We start from the raw sequence: 23,150 nt of genomic DNA, 5'->3' as shown, positions 1-23,150 counted from the left end.
ACCATTTTCACTATGTATATTGTCAACAGTGACTTCAATCTCGATTATACGCTGGATTGCGGCCAGGTATTCAGGTGGAAGCGTACCGGGGAATGGTGGGAGGGTGTGGTCTGCGGCCATGTCATACGCACACGTCAGGTTGAGGGTGTGCTGGAAGTGCAGACAGGTCTTAGCAGGGACAGGATATGTGAGTATTTCCGGCTGGATGATGACATGCAGAAGATTTATGACACCATTAACAGGGATGCCGTGATGGACAGGCTTGTCAAACAATATAGAGGACTGCACCTTATACGGCAACAACCCTGGGAGTGCCTCATCTCATATTTGGCCTCAAGCTGCAAGTCCATACCAAACATCAAGGATTCAATATCCAACCTGTGCATTCAGTATGGTGAAGACCTGGGCGGACATTATTCATTTCCTGATCCCGAAATCCTGTCACAGACCACCGAACAATTGTTAAGGCAAACCAAACTGGGTTTCAGAGCAGGGAACATCCTTGAGGTGGCAAAGCTCGTGGAAAGAGGTGAGCTTGACCTGGAAGTGCCCTTTGAACTGGAGTACGATGAAGCAAAAAGGCTGTTGATGAAGGTAAGGGGGATTGGACCCAAGATCGCGGACTGTGTACTGCTGTTCGCGTATGATAAACTGGAAGCCTTTCCTGCTGATACCCATATCCTTTCTGTGATGCAGGAGCATTATGGCAGGTATCTGGCAGGCCCAAAAAACAGGGCGCAGAACGCAATTAGTGAATTTGCCCGTTCGTATTTCGGACCTTATGCCGGATACGCACAGCAGTACCTATACTATTCCAGGATATCTTCTGACAGTTCGTTACCGGTACATTGTGGAAAATTATAACTACTACCCTGAAGTATATTACTTGGAGCTGGTGGTATGACGATAAAGATATTCATTATATTCTATTCCCGGTACGGAAACACCATGCAAATGGCCGAGGCTATTGCAGAGGGCGTCAGGAGCGTGGAAGGCTGCAGGGCAGAGTTGAGAAGGACCGCGGAACTTGCCCCACAGGAGGTTATCCAGCGGGATGAACGCTGGGCCAAAATGAAAGAACACCTGGAAAAAACCTACCCCCTGGTCAAGACCTCTGACCTGAAAGAAGCAGATGGTGCAATCTTCGGATCTCCCACCAGGTTCGGCAATATGGCCTCTTCGTTGAAGGATTTCTGGGACCAGACCTCGGGGATCTGGATGGAAGGAGGTCTCATCGGCAAGGTAGGCGGTTGTTTTACGGGAAGCGCTACCATGCACGGAGGACAGGAGACCACGATTTTGACCATGTGGATACCTATGATACACCACGGCATGCTCATCTCGGGAGTACCCTATTCTGAACAGGTACTGATGACCACCAGGGACGGTGGCAGCCCTTATGGTCCTTCTACTGTGGCAGGTCCCATGTCAGACAAGCCACCAACAGAGAATGATATGGTCATTGCCAGGGCATTAGGAAAACGGGTTGCACAACTGAGTGTAAAATTGCGAAGTTAATATCTGGTGGGATATTTCTGGTACAATAGAACAGAAATGGCTATCAACGGGAAAGGTTAGTGTTGGCAATTACGAAACCATACGCAAGTTATTAGACAATAAACGATTCAAATCCCCTGCATTCGGTCTATGGCTATTAAATATCAACCTGGATTTTTGTTTTATCGCATTCTCATTTTAGTTCGTTTTATACTATATTAGGCTGCAAATGTAATTCTGAGATTACTTTAATGTATTATTTACTCCATTGAAGTTGATGGTCATGTATGGACAATAATAAGATCGTGCGTATCGGGCACCTTTCTACCTTCTACCATACGTCTTTCGTATTAATGGGAACCAGATGGCTTGAGAAAGAACTGGGACTTGCCGTGGAATGGAAGATGTTCGGGGGCGGTCCTGCTATCGTGGATGCCCTGTCAAAATGCGAGGTCGATATCGGTTATATCGGATTGCCCCCGGTGATGATAGGTATTGACAGGGGTGTATCTATACTATGTGTGGGTGGTGGTCATGTTGAGGGTACCGTGATGATAGGTCTACCTGGCAGCAGAACGCTTGATGAATCGGGTGGTAATATCGCAGCGGTCCTTGGACAATTTAAGGGAGGGAACATTGGCTGTCCCCCATCCGGTTCTATCCATGATGTAATACTAAGGGACCTGTTAGCCGTTCACAACCTGGCCGGTACAATAGAGGTGCAGAACTACTCATGGGCTGATTTCATTCCTGATGCACTTGCAGATGGTGATATTGTTGCCGCCATCGGTACACCACCGTTGTCGGTAGCAGCAGGGCGTACCTGTGATGCAAAGGTGTTAGTCCCGCCGTCAATGCTCTGGCCATGGAACCCCAGTTATGGCATTATTGTATCCCGGGAATTGCTTGAAGGGCGGGCCGGGCTGGTGCAGGATTTCCTGAGGCTGCATGAGGATGCTTCAAACCTGATACGGAACGAACCAGGGAAAGCGGCCCGTTTGGTTGCTGAAATGGTTGAGGTGGTGGACGAGGATTTTATCAGGGAGGTCTACAAGATATCTCCACGGTACTGTGCTGCGCTTCCCAGAGAGTATATTGAGTCTGCTATGGCATTTGTTCCGGTGCTCAGGAAGTTGGGTTATATTGGGCAGGAGTTGGAAGAGGATGACATTTTTGCCACCTCTTTGATAGAGACCCTCCATAGGGGAAAGCAACATTATCTGTTGTGAGCTGTCCTATTACCTTAATGACATGTCGAACATGCCCAGTATGTCCCCATCTTTTGATTATGCAGGTTTCCTGGTTCAGTCGCATAGAATACCCATGTCCTTGGTAAGAATGGCAATCTTCTCTCGAACTTCCAATCGCCATTGTGGCATTCGTAACACTGAATCTGGGATGCCATCTGGGTTTGTGGTGCATTTCCATATTTATATTGGTATGTGGTATTCCAGTGGCAATTGTAGCACTCATCAATCGAATCATTAGAGTTGGTCCTGACCAGGCTGCTATTGGTACCGTAATGGGACACAAGAGACCTGTTGCTCTGCCACAAGGTTGCACTACTGTTAACGCTGTTGTTATGACAATCCCAGCATTCTGCGTAATTCGTTGTCAAATTGGATGTACTATGCTGCTGAGGAGCCGATGCATTCGGGATATGCCTCCCCACAGCCGGAGCACTGTAGATGGTAGTACCGGTATGACAATCCGGACACTCTTTGGTCTGGCTGATATTGATAGGGTGACCGCTAACAGGAGGCTGGCCGTCTAAATGACATGCATAACACAGGTAATTGGTACCATTCAGGGTTGCATTATTCAATCCATAGTGAATGGCTGAAGTCACATTCATAGACGATACATTAAGTTTCTTATCAGCCGAAACCGGACCGTCAACATCATGGCAGCCGATACAATCAGGTCCGCCGCCAGCGGTGATATTTGCATCATGGAAATCAACCGGCTGGCCTCCACCTACGACATGGCAACCCCAGCAATCACTGGCCAGAGCCGTGCATTGCGTGTGAGTTGAAACACCCGGTTGGGTGCTGCTTACATTCATCGGGTTACCCCAGAAAGCACTTTCGACAAGTATACCTGCAGCACTGGCACCAAGGTGACAGATACGACAATCAGAAGTGTTCGGTAAATGGTCAAGAGTCTGGGTCCACCTGTATGGCTTCATAGTACTATCCTCCGTATCCCATAATCTCCTGAAGGCATAGAACCCGTTCGAACTGTTATCATAACTTACACCATGACAGGTACCTGCACCAGTATTATTGTTGAAAGCATAACAGGTCGATGGAGTGCTGATATTACTCTGTGAATTATAGAATTCACTCATATTCGATACTTTCACGAATGCACCAGAATCATTGACATGATTGAATACACGGGGCAATGTATCATTAACATCGGTTCTCAGATTGATATTTGCAGTATTGAACGGACCAGCCGAATTATTATAATGACATTCTTCACAGGTCTTTGTATTGGTATCGGTGACACCTGACATCATTATTCCTTCTTCGTGGCAGGCATAACAACCTTCATTATCCTGGAATTGCTGACTTTGTTTTACAGCATAGTCTATGCCATCACCCTCCCAATCAAAGCCAAAAGTATGTATATCAATTGCATTAGAAAGATTCTCAGCATGGAACGAATTACCGCTATCGTGACAGTTATCACAAAAGCCAGCTGATTTATTGACCGGATGCCTGACCTGGGTTGCATTACCCCACTGCGATCCGGTTGTGCTGTTTTTATGACACAGGTCACAGGTAGATGTGGGAGTGACCAGGCCGGAAGTACTGCCATAATGCGAGACATTCGAATGGTCGGTCTCGTTTGCAAGACCCCATACCGGTTCTGAATAAGAACTCAAACTGTTAACATGACAATCAGTACAATTCGGTGCATAAAGTGTCCTGATATCTGTGGATTCGTTTATTTGTGGAACATGTTCCATAGTGATATCAGGCTGTGTTCCGGTAATGGTTGTACCCAGTTGCGTACCGTTAATGTGGCATTTACCCTCTGTACAGTTCAGTGGATAGGTCACATTGGCTGGGTTGCTGCCGCCAACGGTCTGGTTTGGATGACCACTCGGTTCTGAACCATTGCCGTGACAGGCCCAGCATGCCTTGCTGAGCTCGTTCACCGGTGTAACATTGGCTGCACCGCTGTTCAAACCGGCATGAATACTGGAATTGAAGACAGTGGTATTCACATCTTCGAGAGCTGCACCGCTTCCATGGCAACCCACACAGTCAGGACCACCCTGGGAAGCATTGATAACACCGATATCATGCAGTGTGGTCGTCCCAACAATATGACAGCTATAGCAGTTGTTACCCATTGCATCATGGCTGCTCAATTGCGAGATATTGGTGGCATTGAAGATTGCACCGCTATTAGTACGGTGACAGTACACGCATCCCTGGCTTCCACCGGCCCAGCCCACGGTATCAATGATATTATGCTCGTCTGTTGCGGTATTGGTAAGGTTCTTGATATAATGGGCCGTCACTCTTGCACCGGCAGGCATGTTGGACATGTTGGCTGATTGGGCAAGCGTGGTATCACCCTGGTTGTAAACAGAGACACCGGTACGATTATGGCAGAACACACAGGTGATACTGGCACTGGTTCTCACATATTTGGTGTCAGCAGTAGAAGTGTGTGATATCACATTGATGCTGAGGCTCGCGTTACCGTGGCAATAGGTTTCATCGTCACACGACTTTACCTTGCTCATGTTGGTGAGATGTGTGCCGGGTTCGCTCCCGTTGCCGTGACACAACCAGCAAGCTTTCTCCGATTCATGGGATAGAGGCGAGGAGTTGACAGCACCACTGTTCAATGTGCTGTGGGGTCCTGCTTCAAATTCGGTGACATTCACCGGTTTGGTGTTGTTTGCGTGGCAGGTGGAAGACAGACAGTCAGGACCGCCGCCTTCACGAATAATGGAGTGGGATGTTCCATGACAGCCGAGACAGCTGTCCAGGGTCATGGTATCATAGTTACTTCCCAGGATGGGGTGGGTGGCAATAGGTGTCGGATGACATTCAGTGCAGGTAGTGGGAACATAGATGTTGTGGATGTTCGGGTAGATGGGGATATCAGTGCCATTCACGGATTTTATGGCAGGCGTGTAGTTGTTCAGGTTGTAATGACACCAGGTGCAGTTATGGTGGCTGGTGGTATTGTTCGCCTCGAAACTGGAGGAGTGCATATCTGAAATCTGTACCGTAGGTTCTGGCGGCGTGGCATTGTTATGGCAATAGTCGCAATCTTCCACAACTTCTGTCACTCCATCAGAATGGCATGTGGATTCGCAAAGGGTGGTTGTATTTGCCTGAGCCGCATGGCACAGGGTTGTACAGTTATAGTCATTAGACGTATCTGCTCTCCTGTGTGAACTATGGCAGGACGTACACTGGACCATATACGTGGAATTTCCATGCGTATCTGAGGCATTTACAGCGATCTGTGATGCATACCAGGTACTGTTTTCGATAAGAGTATTATTTGTATCAGGGTTTGAACCTGTATGACAGACCTTGCACTTATAGTTGGTATTCCAGTCTGATATCAGTTCAAGTGTTCCATTCGGTTCAACATGGCAGACCGTACAGTTGGAATCTCCATTATGTGCTAGATCGAATCGAGTGGAATCAGTTTTATTGGTACCATTCACCTCAATGTGGCAGGTATAACAGGTATCATCCCATGATGAATTGTCCCCGGTATCATAACCGTCCATATCAGAATGGACCGTTACATGACAATCATCGCACTGTTCAATGCCCACATAATCCATTCCGGACGGGGTATGACCGTGACAATCCTTACAATGCATCTGGGCATGACCCCAATCGGCAGGTACTTCATTGATGGGTGTGGGCGGCGTCCAGGTTACCGTCTTATTATTGCCTTCAATATGACAGTCACGGCATTCAGATTCCTCCCAGCCACGGGCAGTCAATTTCTTTATAGCAGATGGAATATGCTCATGGCAGTAATCGCAGTTCAGGTACGCTGAGCTGTTATGCCTGTCCTGGTGGCCAAATATCTGGGGAGGATAGAGGGAATATGTTTCGTTTATGACATTTGCCTGTGTGACATTAAGATGACAAAGGTTACAGTCATCAGGCGAGTTAATACCCAGATACGTCCTGTTCATGTTATCATGGGTATGACAGGCCCAGCATTGCAATCCTTTTTGGCCTGTCATGGGATTATCTGACGACCCGTGTTGTCTTCCACTGTGACAAAGGTAACAATCGCTTTTGAAGGTAAGTTCAGAATTGGTATGGCCGTGGCACACGTAACAGTCAGAAGAATTAGCCACACCATCATGGTTCGTATCGTTACCGTGTGCCAGTACCTGGGGTGCGATAACCATGGCAGGGGTCTGGTTCGGTTCATTGGTCCAGCTGGTCTGGTCCGAGTTGGGTATGGTGTTATTGCGCAGTGGGATGGGTTGTGCAGATGCGTTGATATGACAGCTATAGCAGTCGGTACCAATGATAGTGGCAGTATCAATGTAATATTCTGCCGGAGCATGACCATGGCAATAGATACAGCTTGTGTTACCGTGACCTAAAACCTGGGGCGGGTTAACGACCCATTGACTGCTTGAATTGTTTACAACAACCGTGTTACCTGATTGAGGTATGGTATTGTTGATCAAAGTCCAGGTATTATTGATGCTATCAGTACTGGCGTTGATATGGCAGTCCAGGCAATCATCATCAGCAGTTCCCTTGAAGGTGAGGTCAGGAGTATCATGCCCGTGACAGTCGTCACATGAAGCATTACCATGACCTGCAACCTGGGGCGGTTCGTACCCGTAGGTGGTATTAAGTACATCATACATGGTCTGGTTCTCATGGCATTCAGTACAGGTACCAGGGAATGAGAGCCTGGAATTGGTATGACCGTGGCAGACAAAACAATCAACTTCATTATCCCTGCCATGACCCACAACCTGTGGAGGTGTGACCAGTGGCGGTGTATTGTTTGGTTCATTGGTCCAGTTGGTCCTGGGGTGTGTGGGGATGGTATAGTTGATCAATGGAGTTAGCGTACTGGCATTCTTGTGGCATGAACTGCAGTTACCGCCGATAAGTTCATAGGAGGTCTGGTTCGTAAAATCACTGGGTGCATGGTCATGACATACAAAGCAACTCACATTACCATGCCCATCCACCTGTGGTGGATTGACTATCTTGGGGTTGGATGTTCCATTGATGATCGTCGTAGTATGGGATGCAGGCATGGTATCTTCCAGAAGCAATGTCAGCTTTGAAGCATTTTCATGACAGTCAATACAGGAGCTGATCGTACTACCCAGGAAGGTGAGATTGGAATTCGTATGTCCATGACATTCAGCACATGAAGCATTACCATGACCCAGCACGAAAGGTGATATGACAATAAGAGATTCACCTGAGCTATCTATCACTTCTGTATTACTGTTCTTCGGTATCGTATTATTGATCAATGATACATTCCTGCTGTTATTCATGTGGCATATCGTGCAATCGGGACCCAGGAAATCCTCGACATTGCTGAAATCGCTGGGAGCATGAGTATGACACTCGAGACAGGTAACATTGCCATGACCCACAACCTGCGGAGGAGTGACTGTCCATACATTACCGTTCTGGTTTAAGGGTACAGTACCATTGGATACGGGGTCCATGTATTCTAATAATGTAACTTCAGCCGATGCATTCTCATGGCATTCCATACATTCCGTTGCTGTTGAACCAACAAAGGTAAGCTGTGAATTCGTATGCCCGTGACACTGTGAACATTCCGTGTTCCCGTGCCCCAATACCTGTGGCGGCGGGATATCGGTGCCGTTCGTGGAATTGACCGGAGCCACTGCGGCATTAATATGGCAGCCCACACAATCCGTACCGAAATTCAGGGTCAACTGTGCCGGACTGTGCCCGTGACAGACGAAACAGCTAACATTCCCATGACCTGCCACCTGGGTGGCATGGGGTTCAAGCAACAACTCATCCCTGGCTTCCAGGCTGGTGTTGCTAAAGGATGGTACCGGGTCATGGCAGGTGATACAGATACTCTCATTCTGGATAGATTCGACCAGCGTAGTATCTTCCCTATCCACAGGTAGTCCGGTATGTAATTCATACGAGTTCGTGGCATTCTCATGGCAGAACATGCATTCAGGAGCAGTCAGGCCGTAGGTCTGGGAGATATGTATCTCGCCGGGATGACCAAGACCCATGGGAAGAGGCTCAGAATCATTTACAGGATAGCCATGACACCGCAGGCAGTCCAGGTGGATGGATTCATTATACGTGGACGTGAGACTGTTCTGGCCATGGATACGGTGCGTATGACATGCGTTGCATCCTCCCTTCGCTGTCAGTTCGTTCTGGAGGTCATGCGGGTCATTGTGGCATTTCAGGCATGTAGATGCTTTTTCATAGTCGGTATAGGTCTCATCTACCTGACCGTGTTCGCTGTCACGGTGACAGTCCATACATACATAGTTCCACTGCTTATCGTGCGGTTCGGCCATGCTGTGGCACACGCTGCAATCCGATATCTTTGCACCGTCCATGGGTATCTCAACAAGCGTCGTATTGTTCCCATGGTCGATATTGCGCACCACCAACCTGCCGTTCTCCATAGAATGACATTCCACACACGTGGATACCGTTTCGGTCGTATTGCCATGTGTCTGGGTCTGGTGACACTCATTGCACGAAGGAGATGGTCGAATATCATGCAATACACCATGACATGTTCCGCATTTTATTTCCTGGTACTGGGTATGGGTACCTTTGCTCTCCACATGCAGGTCATCGATATAGATGGTACCGGTATCCGCTTTTCTACTTTCGAATTGTATCCTGAGCATATCGGCATGGGTGATATAGAGAATATCAAGTTCGCTCAGGGAAGTGATGGGTATATCCACCAGGCTCCAGCCAGACCAGTTCAGGTTCTGTGCGGGATAATAGTGCCATTTCCCTGACTTGTTATTCCGTACGCTTACCCTGAAGGTGGTATTATCATCAACAGGATTGCCATACAGCCAGAACCTGATACTGGTGGCATTGGTAAAATCAAGGTTGGAACGGTCAACATTTATCCTGCCCACACCCGGTGCCATGGAATAATAGAGTTTTCCTGACCTGCTGCCTTCATGGGTCTGGTCGGTCGATGCGGTGAACGTGGATGTGGATGGCAGTACTCCGGGAGCAGAATACACTGAGATGTCTGATACATCCTCATAATTCTCAAGCTGCCTGTCGACATTGCTCATGTTCGAGGGCATGACCTGCATACCTGACCCCGAGGATTCAGGATGGCAGTCGGTACACTCCGGAATGGTGGGCTGGACATTGGCCGGGATATCGCCGCCATGGCAGACCTTGCAGGCATCGTGTGAAGTGGGATTGGCTGCTGTTATGGGCAGGTCATTGGGCATGAAGACATTAATTGATGTGATCAGTGGTTGCTGGGTTACTGTTGCCGCATTTGAACCATAACAAAGGGAACCAGATGGGACCCTGTTCCATGCACTTGCGGTAACTTTCACTTTGCTGATATTCTGCTGCGCAAAGGTAAAGGTCTTATCATTGCCGTAGTTTGAATAAGTGGTAGAGGATACCAGTGTTATCCACTGGGTACTATCCCATCCTTCAATGGTATAGGTAGCTTTATAGTTCGCCATAGCGAGACGGATAGCATCTACAGGGTAAAGACTAGCCATATCGACCTCAATGACCTGGCTTGCAACATTATCAGGAGTCCACGAAGTCAACTCATTACCATCAACTGCCAGAGCAGGGTCACCGCCGTCTGTTGAAGTTGCAGATTTGCCAAGTGCCACATCCCTGTTGATACCGGCATGAACATCTGCACCATATTCTGATGTAAGGATACTGGCACCCTTGTTGTTCGCACTGTTGTGGCAGTCGGGACATTCTGAAGGTAACACTTCGGTAGGATGGCATTTTACACAGTTCCAGTCAGCAGTCGGACCGTGATACGTACATGATGTACCCCACTGGCTGCTGCCGCCATTTAAGGGATGTGATTCATGCACATACTCTTTGCTGAAATTGGATGGATAAATATGGCCGTCTGTTCCAGCTACCACAACATCATCTATCCTATGTAAAAAATATCCATTATGATAACTAGTCGGATTGGGGATTGTATCAATATGGCACCTGGTACAGCCCCATTCAACAACATTGAAATAGTGTTTAATTCCTGGATATTCCTGTAGTTCGATCCAGTATCTACCTTCAGGTCCGTTGTCAGGAATAGTATATTCACCCGAGTATGCACCATCAGTTCCCGTTAGAGCAACACTGCTCAGCAATGCACCATCATAACGATAGACATTGGCAGTAATTGTCTGGTCATCAATGATATGTCCGGCCAATGTTAACAATGCAGCATTGATGGTGAGGTTCCTGTACTCTGCAGGAGTAACTCCTGTCGGCCATGAGGAATGTCCAACCAGTGCTTCTGCCGGGTCTACCCACATACGAAGATGGGCAGTGGATGTGGCATTCGAGCCATACCCCACGGTACCGTCCTTGCTCAATGATGAATTGACATAATAAGAAGTGAATCCTTCGGGAAGGGTATAGGTAACACTGGCTATACCGGTAGAGTTGGTGGTAGTAACATTAGTATCAATGGTGGAGCCGTTGCGTGCATAATCCAGCAGGGAAGAGACCGTAGCCCCTGATTCATACCCCGTTCCATTGAAGGCACGGATAACAGCCGTAACAGTATTGCCGGGGTCATAACTTACCTTATCAAAGGAAGTGGAGACAAGGAACCGGACCGGAACATTCAGGGAGGGGGCCACCCCAGTCACCCCAAAAGGATCCCGGGCTGTGACGTTTATTGTATAGTTACCTGAAACCGGTAATGGAATCTCATCTACAGAATATTCATCTGGACCGTATGCCCACATTTCATAGATATAAATCCGGGGTGAACTATAAAATGACGTCAGGTAGTATATCCTGATACCTTTTGTCATTGTTGTCGGTATCCTGTCTTCGATGTATGGATATGTCGTCGGGGCGGCCATGAAATTTGAGATTGCCTTTTTGTCTATCCAGGTAACACCATCCGAATCCAGGACCTGGATCTTATAATTCGTAGGCCAATACTGCCAGTAATAATATGCCCTCACCCTGCTGACGGTCTTGTTCTCTGTCCAGGTAACCTGGATATAATCATCGCTGCACGTTGTCGTATATGCATACGTGCCAGAGTTGCCATCATTGACATTCTGCGGACTGGTAAATCCTGAATGGCCATACGTGCCAGATTGGGTAAAACTTGTTGTTGATGAAACCGTACTATTATTATAATATCTTATGACGGTACCATTGGGATAAGTAAGGTTGATGGTAACATTCCCGTCAAATGCCAGACCCCTTGAAAGCGACCCTGCCTGACCCTGAACAGATACCGTATCACCTACAATATAAGGACCGCCCACCTGTGAAGTAACATACAGTTCGTCAACGGTAAAGGTCACATTCGCCAAACCATAATATGACCCGCTGAGTGCTGTTGCCGAGATACTATAGGTGCCGTAAAGACCAGTGTTCGTGTAGTTAAGGGTGTAGGTCCCATCACCGTGGTCTATAATGTCAGACGGTGTGGCATAAGCATCAACACCAGCGTTGGGACGGGTAATGTTGATATTGACATCTGCTCCGGTTATTGGACTGCCCCCCAATGAAGCGTTTGAGATTTCCAGTATCAATTCCGAAACGTCACCGGGATTGATATATGATCCCGCAGCAGATAGCGTAGTATAGAGACCCACAGTAAATGAGCCGCTCGTACTGCCAGCAATATCGACACTATCACGGGCAGTAACACGGACCGAATATAAACCTGTATTTGATGGTGTATTGAAATTGTTACTATAATTCCCTGCAGCGTCTGAAGTAGTATTATACATCGTTGTATTACCATCAGGATAGGTTACATATATCCACACATCAGAGGACCTTGCAGTACCTGAACTATTATCCGAGACGGTACCGGTAATGGAAACATTACCTGAGCCAGGTATATACGGACCGCTGGCATCTATCGTTACGTTCAGGTCCGCCACCAGCACACCGGTCACATTCGTTCTTTCCAGGCCCGGATAGGTACTATTTGAAATAACAAGATACTGCCCGACCCAGGGAAGAGTATCATACGTGCTCTGCACATCGACCCTTGCATTATCGATACAGGACTGGTTATTATAAGCCCAGAAATGGAACCGTGGGTTCCAGTCAGAGAGATTGTACTCGTAATCGGGAAGGTCAGGTCTGGGACGGCTGCTGTCATCCCTTGAATACACGTACAGGGATGAATAAGTATCATAAAAGTGTATCTCAGCAGTATACCAGGTATCAACAACAGGCGTGAACAATACTTTAGTAACCCACCCCTCAACCGGGTCGTACCTCTGCCCGACAATGTCACCTGATTGGAATCGCATTCCGAATCGCCTGTACTGGGAACCGGCTGCGGTGTTTTCGGCAGATACATGGAGATCGGAATTAAGATCATTGACCTTGAAGTCTGCTTTCATTACCGGATGGGATGACCGGTCATAACTATCGTTGCCGTAGAAAGTGGCATTCCAGTTAACTCCGGTCCCATTCAGCACCATGTACCCCTGGGAACTGTTGTGATAAGAATCACTGGTATTGGTCCAGAGTGTCGTATTGAACGTATCAAAGGTGTCGTTAAATGTCTCTGTATAGTCATTTCCAAGGTATCGTACATACGACCCGCCAGGAGCTGACACATTCTCCACATCAAGATAACTATGAATGGTCTCACCACTGAAATGAACGTCATCGAACCATACCCTGGCAGTGTTCGTGGAATTTTCGTTCAGGGTGAAAGCCATGCCGTCCACCACCATACCGTCAATACCAATTTCCGTAGGTGTGACATTGAGCATAGCCCACTGACCGGCTGCGGGCAGTGCACCTTTAGGCCGGCGTGAACTGGTATCGTTCGTCCCCCACTGGATAAGGTCGGCACCCCAGTAGGCACGGTGTCCCCAGCCGTCTGTGGAATGGAACTGCAGCATGATCTCGTCAACGGGTTCGGATAACGGGTCTATGTACACCCAGGCCGAGATGGTCTCGCCCGTACCCACGGGGTAGCCGCTGTAGGCATCGAAGAAGTAGTGCTGCTGTCCTGCTGTACCGGAATCGGAAGCTTCCTGGTAATGTGACCTCACACCGCTGTGCTTCATGGAGTAGTCCCAGTTCCAGGTACTGATACCTGATGTAGCACCCAGCGGCATCACATCGTCAATGAAGCCGGACTGGTACATGACCGAGATATTGGCATAGGAATCTACACTGCTGCCGTTATGGATTGTGGTACCGCGAATAACAACAGGGCCGCCCAAACCAACTGCATTATTGCTGGACGTCAGGCCAAGTTCGTATCGGTCCACCCTGAAGGTTTCAAAATCATTGTAACCCGAATCGTTGGCAGTATTGACATTCACATGGATGGAATAATTCCCGAGCACCGCATCGGTGGGGATGTACCAGACGGATCTGGCAATACCGCTCGAGTTGGTAATGTGAGTGGACTGGAACTCATACGGCAATAGACCGCTCTCGTCATTGACACCAATATTCACCGTTGCACCTGACACCGCTACACCCATGTCTGATACGTTTATCGTGACCTCAACATTCTCCCTGGTGTTGTACATATCCCTGTCAGTATTCACTTCAACACTCAGGCCGCCAACATTGAATGTGCCGGATTGGGTCCTGGGAATGCCATTTTGGGATGTTGCATTAATTGTGACACCGTAAAGACCTTTTAAAGCAGGAATTGAATAATTCAACACAGCAGAATTACCTGTTTGGGAAATATTGGCAGGGTCAGTGACATTGTTCTGTGGTCCGCAGGCAAGAGTACCGTTTGGATAATAGATCGTAAAATTGATCAAAGCACCATCGAGCGGAGAACTATCGGTCAGGGTCAGGTTAGCAGTGAGCCTGGCAGTACCCGAGGGTGGATACAGGGCACTGTCTTTTGTGATATCTATCCAGTATCCTTCCACGGTCCCCGTGACCAGGGGAACACTTGCCAGTGCGACACTGCCCGAATCGGGGGCGGCACCGTTATCCCGGTCAAAGTAGACATAGATAAGCCTGCCCTCGAACATGCCGATACTGAAGTTATCAAGAGTGACATTGAGGGTATTGGCATAATCCCATATCACTGAATACCCCACGTTTGCACCGGTTATATCTTTCATAATGACCGAGGACTGGGAAACACCACCCGGAAGAGTAAGTACAAAACCTTTGCTGCTATAGGTCTGTGAGAAAGGGGAATCGATATTGTTGAGCATAAGCGGCATTCTAAAGTCGCGTGCAGGGAGTGCCCAGGACTGTTCTACCGTAGAGACCGTGAAATTATTTACCGCACTATTTGTGATACCGGAATCGTTCACCTGAATGCTCACATTGTATGAACCGGCAGGTGAAGTGCTGCTAAAGCTGGATGTAAAATCGTAATTGTACAGGCCCGATGTATCCGTGCTCACTACCTGGGTTGTAGCAAGGGAATTGTTGGGATACGATATCGAAATCTCGACCTGGCCGTTCTTGATGGTATTATTGAACTCGTAATCACTCACAGTCCCTGAGATGATTAATGGTACCACCGGACCATTATGACTGCCGTTGAAATTGTAGGGGCCATAGAGGTTGGAAGTAATACTCAATTCCCGTACCGTAAAGGTCGATGTTGAATCGCCGGGCCAGGGACTGTTCACGTTTGCCACAACAAGGTAAATACCCGTTTCGGCACTGGAAAGGCTGATTTCGGCACCATAGTTACCACCGCCATGACCAGTGGCCGGTCCGCTCCAGACAGGTGTACGGCTGAGGTTCTGTTTCATATCTACTGAAGATGATATGATATCCTGCATGGGCGGTGCACTGATACCCATCATATTGTAACCCGTATAGCCAAGACTGGTTGAACCGAACCCGAAATTACCATTGCCTGCACCATAATAGGTATATTCTGTGTCGTAGGTGGTATATACCACGTCAAGGTTACCGTCGTGATTGAAATCAAACGCATCGATACCACCGTGGCGATTGGTATCGAACTTCTGACCTTCGGATATAAAATTACCTGCACCGTCCCCGCTATATACATAATATTCGCCACCTGCACCGGTGTTAACAATGATATCCAGGTGACCGTTATTATCAAAATCACCAAGTGCAAGACCATAGGGGTCAGTACCAGGGGAGTTGAAGAGTTCCAATGGTGCGGCAAATGAACCGGTACCAGTTCCATAATACCCGTACACAATACCGTTTGGATTATCTACATAGATGAAATCCATGTGCCCGTCTTCATTTATATCACCCGCATCCTTACCCCTTCCCGCATTTCCGGGGGCAGTGGTGGTAATAATGGTTTGGGTGAAACTCCCCATACCGTCGCCTGTATACAGGTACAGGTTCCTGTTGTTACCGCCGACGATGAAGTCCATGTTACCATCCTCATTAAAATCGGCAGCGGTCATATCCATAGTATATGAACTGGAAGTAAATGCCGGGGAAATACCTGATTTGCTAAATGTACCCACATCTGTCCATGTATGCAGGAACAGGTTGCCGTTACTGTCGCCAACGACAATATCATAGTTCCCGTCATTATCAAAATCTGCAATAGCAACTCCCCTGTCGTTATTGACATTATCATCTTTCTGGACATAGCCGCCAAAGGTACCGTCCCTGTTGCTGTGTTTGTAATAAACACGGGCATAATCATCACTTGTGATAATAAACTCCTCTGCAAAGTATAGCTTGAGCTTTGCAGGGAGCGTGTACCCGGGATCAGTGGTGATATCGTAATCATAATACAGCCAGTAATCCTTCTCCTCACCGGCAGATAGATCGACCAGGAATACAATTCCATCGGTTGGGTCCAGGTATCCGTCAGAGTTCCGGTCATCGACAAACCTGACAATTTCTGTCATAGAAGGGTTGATGATCCTGATCGAGTTTACGGGCAGGTTGGTGAGTGAGACACCAACGGAGGCCAGTTCAGACCCCTTAACAACCACGTAGGAATCATTCTTGGTGCCCGCGATGGTATTGTTTGCTGTTATTTTAACCCTGTATTCCCAGCTAAAATCCCACCAGTCAGATGGACCCATATAGGTGACATTGATGTTAACTGAAGCCCCCTCCACCTGGGTCGTGCTGTTCCTGACATTCACGGTGACATCCACACCATCATCAGTATTGTATTGACTGTGATTTGTGGAAACGGTCGTAATATATTCCACATCGAAAGCCGAACTGTTGACGGCTGTAAGTGATCCGCCGGATTCGGTCTCGCTGGCATTCACCTGCACAGAGTAGGTGCCTGCATAAGCAGTGGAATTTAAAGAGAAATTGTAGGTATAGTTACCGTACTGGTCTGAAAGAGTGATAGTCTCTATCTCAGTGCCAGTGGGGTCATAAACCTTAATGGTCACGTCAGCCCACCTGGACGAATCCTGGGAATCCCACAGATTACCTGTGACCGTTACAGTATCTCCGACCTCGTACCGTGGGGAATCTGATGTGGTATCCACATAGAATCCTGTTGCACGGAAAGGTACAATGGCAGCGTCCCCTGCAACGGACCCGTTCACAACATGGACCGAGATATTGAAATCATCAGACCAGGCAGGTGTGAAAGAGGTATTGTAGTAACCGTTGGAATTATCAGTGATGTTGGAGCCGGCCAGGCTCTCCACAACAACCGTTGAATTGGTTATATTGGCGGTAAGGACTGCTCCAATGACTGAAACAGACCCGGTATCAAATACACTGATATTGATATCAACCTGTTCATCAATGCCATAGAGTGATTTTGGGATGGTGGTCGTAATATTATACTTCATGTCAAAAGAAGTAGTGTTGGAACTCTCAAGAGTATCGTATATTATATCAATATCAGCAATGTACGAACCTGCTGCAATTCCCGGAAATGTAACTGAATACCCACCGGTACTATTAGTGCTGCCAGTGCTTGAAGTGATATACAGCGCTCCCTTCCAGATAGATATATTATACGAAGCACCGCTGGCATTGGCACCCGCCTCGTTGTCATAGACCTTGCCCCGGACATTTACATTGTCGTCTGCAATATATACGGTTCTATCAAGGTATTCTGTGACCAAAAGGGAACTTACCCTTACACTCCCGGTAGTATTACCTGAAGCAATAGCTGTAGAGGCAGCAACGGTCATGTTATACTGACCAAGATTGGTGGTGTTGGTGAACGTGCCTGAATAATACCCGGCCGAGTAGACCAGCCTGCCGTTGCCGATAGACAGGGTCTCTATCCCGGTTCCCGGGATATCAATAAGTACGGTTACTGCGGTAGTGCTGACATCAATACTGCCCCTATCATGGACTGAAACGTTAACCTCGATATGGTCACCAGAGTTGCAGGAAGTTCTATTGGTTGTGACTGAAACATCAAATTTGACTGTAAAACTGTCACTGGCTGTACCGGTGATACCATTAGGATCTATTGCAGCTACACTGACATTATAATCTCCTGCCATTTCCACAGCTCGGTTGTATGAATAATAACCACTGGCAATTGTAGTAACGTTAGTCTGGTTGATAATACCTGAAGAGTTTGAGATGGTAATATTGACCGTCGCACCGTTAATAGGACTACCATTAGCCATATTGTAGATATAACCGAAGACAGTGGCATTTGAATCTACAATATATGGCCCCCCCGCATCGAGGCTGGCATTGAGCATTCTTACCGTATATCCTACTGTTTCATTGTCGAGATTTAACGTTTCACTATAGGCTTCCACTGAGACCGTGTACGCACCGAGAGAAGTGTTTGCGGGGATAACATAAGTACCAGTATAAACGCCGCTGCCTGTATGGGTAAGAGTAACCTCCCCGATTTCGGGATGTGTACTGTTAGATAGTACTGCAGATACATTGGCATCGGGAACAGGTGCCCCTTCAAAATTGATACTGGCTGAAATGAGCACAATATCATCGCGATTATATTCTGTCTTGTTTACCGATGGTGAAATATCGGGTTTTGGGGCATCATACGATACATTGAACAACCTGGTTTCGTCCACATTGATAGGCCCGATACATTCGGTCGGTATGAATAATTCATCATTGGCAACTGTGCAATTAGAAGTAATATCCAAATTATTGTCGATATCAAACACTGTCAGGTTAGATGCATATTTCTTCAGAGGATGCCTGATCTCAGGGTTCATCAGGTTCTGGTCAGTAGCTGTTGCAGACAATACGTTTTCAATCTCGAATTTGCCGGGAACTTCAATAACTGTCTCCTGTGTGTAGTTCCAATCCCTGACCCTGGTCTGGATCACATAGTTTACAAGTGAATTATGGTCATTGATAAAGAGGACCGAATTGCTTCCAGCTTCTATGAATTTAGTAATATCGGTCGTATGTGAGGAAGTCCCCATATCCCCTGGTTCGGCGTAGATGATATTACCACTAATGTATGCACGGGGATTTAACGGCGTGTCCAGGTACCCGGTCCTGTTCACATGCACCATCGCCATGAACTCGTAATTTTTTGTATAGGTATCCAGTTTCGTTATCTTTATTTCATGAGCAATACCGGGTGAAACTCTTGCAGTGATATCTTCTGACCAGCTGTGTGTTGATGGTGTATCAGGGACCATATAATGTGATTCACCGACATCAATACCGTCAATTGAATTATTGAACACAGATTCCTGGACACCGGTATCCAGCGGGTAGGCAGTGATGGTCATATTAACATCATTGACAGTAACACTTTTGTACGGGGGTATGGTCACCATGAAGGTCCCGTTCACAAAATTGAACTGGACAGTCCCGATAGCATACATAGAGATGGGAGCAGGCGAGAGGTAAAATTCGTCCGTCTTTTCGGTTATACCGGTAAGCGTGACAGTCGAACTGAGCACATCCATGCTGGATGGGACCTCTACTATGAAATTATGGTTCGGGTCCAGTAATGACTGCCCCGATGTTTCGCTGAGGTCAGTATCGATAAGGATAAAGAATGGGGTTGAAAGGACCAGCAAGGTATCAGTATCTGAATCGGTAAGGCCATATCCGTTGGTGATATTGGCTGTTACCTGGTAAGTGCCTGCATCCATTCCGGGAATCACGGCCTGGAAATGTCCTGTAGCATTTGTAGTGGCCGTAGTGTTGAGCCCACTCACTGAGATGTTGACAGTCTTACCCTCTTCAGCGCCATCATCGCTGTAATATGCCCTGCCGGTTATGGTGATGTTTCGCTGGGGCGGATAGGGACCATTAGCCTGCACATACAATATAAGGCGTTTTTCGACAAAACTGGTACTATTCAGGCCGGTACGGAGTACACCGTCAACGGTCCCAAAAGCACTGACATTCACATGATAGATACCTATTGGCCAGGTATCGTTGGTGGTTTTCGTGATGGAATAATTGTTACCGTTCCATGTTGCAGTACCGTTGAATAGTGTTACATCCAGGGGGTCTTTTATCGTTATTGTGACCGTTGCATCATTGACAACAGACCCGCTGTACATCACATCCGTATAAATATCAACAGTCTGCCCCGGCATGTAAGTGTCAGCAAACGGATGAGCTGTTATATCCAGTTGCTTCAGGCTGTATGAAAGCGTGAATGTCCTGGTAATGCCGCTTTTTATCTTGCCTATCACTGAGTTGGGAATAACTACATTCCCGCCGTCTGACGGAAGCGTGCAGGATGATGTGACATTGAGGTTATTATTATCTTCATCAATGATAGTAAAATCAATTGCACCCTCCGGGACATTACAGGTCATTGCAGGGGATGACCAGTCCTCTGTTCCGTAGTTGGTAGTTGAGAGGGTGACTGAATAGTTAATTCCATCATCGACCACAGAAGCGTTCATGTATGTATGGAACTGCGTGGTCAATGAATAATCGACCCCACCTTTGACGTCTGAAGTAATAACAAGCTCGTTGGTATCATCCAGGAAACCAGTAATGTTCACATTTTCAGTACCCAGATCACCAGTTGAAGAGAGAAGCAGCACGTTATCTACAAATAATTTGGAATTTGAAGGATTGTTCAGGCCTGAACTACTGAAATTGATGTTCATATCACCGGTCAGGTTGAACCTGACCTGAGTAGAAGGGTTCGGGGTAACCACATCAACAGTTTGTGTTGTGTTATACAGAATATCTCCCACAACCAGGGAATTGTTCCAGTACCATGTCGACTGGTCCCAGGGTTTGATATAGGAAGAAGAATCCTTGTACATACTATCCAGATACGTATCGTAACTTTCTTCAGCAACACCTGAACCCGAATAAGAGACTCCATACAGGTATATAGTGGCCCAGTTCTTAGTGACCTCGCCTGAGGCGAGAGAATCCACAAAGAACCTGAATGAACCGGTGGCATTGACACCATTATCAACTTTGGTATCTGTGAAAAGGTTATAGATCCTGGTACCTGTGATAGATGTCTTGCCAGAGAGGGTCAACCGGGAACTATCGGATACTGAACCCGCGGGAAGTGTGCTGGTAATGGTCACGTTCGCATAAGAAGCAGCCACATCCTCGTTTTCGACCTGGATGGTTCCTGTCAGCCTGAACAGGGGTGAGGAGGTTACCTGAAGATTTTTGGTACTATTTGCTTCCATGGCACCCAAAGTGGCATTAATCTGGACGTCATAAGTACCAATTGATGCAGGTGATGGAAGAGTGGTTTTAAAATTACCAAATACATCAGTGGTCGTATCTGTATTAATACCAGTGGTCTTGATAGTAATAGTAATATCTGCAGCAGGGACAATGGTCAGGTTATCATAATATACGCCACCTGTCACAGTGATGGTATCATCAGGATTTACTAAGGCATCACTTCTGGCAACTATGTTCAGCCCGCTGCCCTGGCCAATTGCGAAATATGATAAACCGTTCACGGTGGCTGTAATTGTTTTTGCTGTTTTATCTATTGTGGATGCGGTAGGTCTCCAGTCTCCGTTCGTATAATGATAGATGTTCAGCTGGTTCTCATCAAATCCGGTAAGGTCTTCATCTTCGTACGAAATAGTTATAGTAACTGTTCCATAGTCTGTATTATCCGCATGAACCTCAACGAATTTCATAGGAACGAACCCAGGAGTCCTGGTTGTCCGGGGTTTGATTTTACCGAAATTGTCGAGGGTTATGATTGAATCAGTTGAATTGCCTTTTATGGTAAACCGTGCAGATACATCTTTACTACTGGCATTAAATACCAGAGTATCGCCGTTTTCCAGGTCAACGTTGAAATTCGGTCTGTTTAAAAGTTCCATTTTGACCTGACCATCGGGTCTGATCACCTGAATATCTGCAGATACTGACTCGTTTTGATGGTCTTTGATATTGCCTGTCACATAGTTTTTTTTCAAAAATGTGACTTTTTGCTCATTAACTGTACTGGTTCCAGTTTGAATAGGTGCTGGTTTGGGTGTGGAAATATCTGTGATTTTGATTCGGGGATTGTTGGGATTATCAGTACTATTTGTGGTATTTATCTGGTCTTTATTATCGTAGTATTGATTTGTAGAGTTCTGGATAAGGTCTGCTTGATTAGTGGTATTAGGCGTATTTTTTGGTGTACTATTATTAGAGAAACTATTGGACGGGGCAGGAGTTGAATCATTTGCAATATTGACCAGTTCTCCAGCCGTACCCATCAAAGGATTAAATAATGTATATATCAGGTCATAACTGTAAAGATGGAGCCCTTTTAGAGAATAATCGGTTGTTTGTTTTTCCAGACCTTCAGCCAGGCTGGGAGTCATAGAAGAAAAGAGAGATATAATTACTACTAATAAAAGTATTTTTCCTATGCTTTTTCGTAAAGAAATAACTCCGTTTTTCGGCGTTTTTTTCATACAGCCACCCATTTTTCAATAATTCGTTGACAGTACTTCGATCCCGGGGTCAACAATTAATTAATAATGTTTTTATCGTGGCACATATATATAACTGTGGGTCAATTTTTAGAACGCCTCACACAATTTAATACAGTTTACACTATTAACCGACATATATAGAACGATAAATAATTATGTTTATCCGCATATCTCATTTATACCAGACTAATATATATAATTTAAATAATTCATTGATATATTGAATATATTGCTGTAATGCTTGAGGAATCATAGATGCGTACCCAAAATACGGAGGGAAACTGCCAGGAATTCATTCATTTCATGGGACACGATAATGCTGCCATGTTCGGGACAATAATCAATGAAATCTATAAGGTATATGGTACAGATGGTTTGAAGGCAATTGAACGTGCCATGGAACAAAAAGGACGACTTGATGCCCTGACTTTGAAAGATTCAGGTATTACGATCAATTCCTTCAAAGATTTTGGGAAATACTATGGGATGTCTCTCAGGGGACAGGTCAACAGCATCATCTCTCCTACAAAAATGGAAATAATATCCCCGGATGAAGTAGTATTGGTACATACATCATGTACGAAATACCATGCATGGAAGGATATAG

Annotated in this window: 5 protein-coding genes; 4 read left to right on the top strand and 1 reads right to left on the bottom strand. The window is 46.6% G+C overall.

The annotated features are described in order from the left end of the window. Window positions 1–12: 12 nt before the first annotated feature. From K0A89_02950 to K0A89_02940, 3 genes are all read left to right on the top strand, one after another. The gene (locus tag K0A89_02950; protein ID MBW6517446.1) at window positions 13–864 is read left to right on the top strand and encodes a DNA-3-methyladenine glycosylase 2 family protein; all 852 of its coding nucleotides are present in this window, start codon (window positions 13–15) and stop codon (window positions 862–864) included. A gap of 36 nt (window positions 865–900) precedes the next feature. Next, entirely contained in the window at window positions 901–1,518 is a 618-nt protein-coding gene (gene wrbA / locus K0A89_02945; protein MBW6517445.1) for an NAD(P)H:quinone oxidoreductase, read from the top strand. 266 nt (window positions 1,519–1,784) lie between these two features. Beyond that, a complete protein-coding gene (locus K0A89_02940) occupies window positions 1,785–2,726 on the top strand; it encodes an ABC transporter substrate-binding protein (GenBank protein ID MBW6517444.1) in 942 nt (313 codons plus the stop codon). 14 nt (window positions 2,727–2,740) lie between these two features. Here the strand turns inward: K0A89_02940 and K0A89_02935 are convergent, their stop codons facing one another. Then, window positions 2,741–22,429 (bottom strand): VCBS repeat-containing protein, encoded by a 19,689-nt coding sequence (locus tag K0A89_02935; protein MBW6517443.1) that lies wholly within the window; start codon window positions 22,427–22,429, stop codon window positions 2,741–2,743. A gap of 369 nt (window positions 22,430–22,798) precedes the next feature. On the opposite strand from K0A89_02935, the gene K0A89_02930 reads away from it, so the two are divergent. Next, a partial coding sequence (locus K0A89_02930) for a hypothetical protein (GenBank protein MBW6517442.1) occupies window positions 22,799–23,150 on the top strand: 352 nt, incomplete at its 3' end.

This window comes from ANME-2 cluster archaeon, from assembly GCA_019429385.1.
In the GTDB taxonomy this organism is placed as follows: domain Archaea; phylum Halobacteriota; class Methanosarcinia; order Methanosarcinales; family Methanocomedenaceae; genus Methanocomedens_B.
Note: the sequence above shows the minus strand (reverse complement) of the source record. Positions and strands in the feature narration are given on the sequence as shown.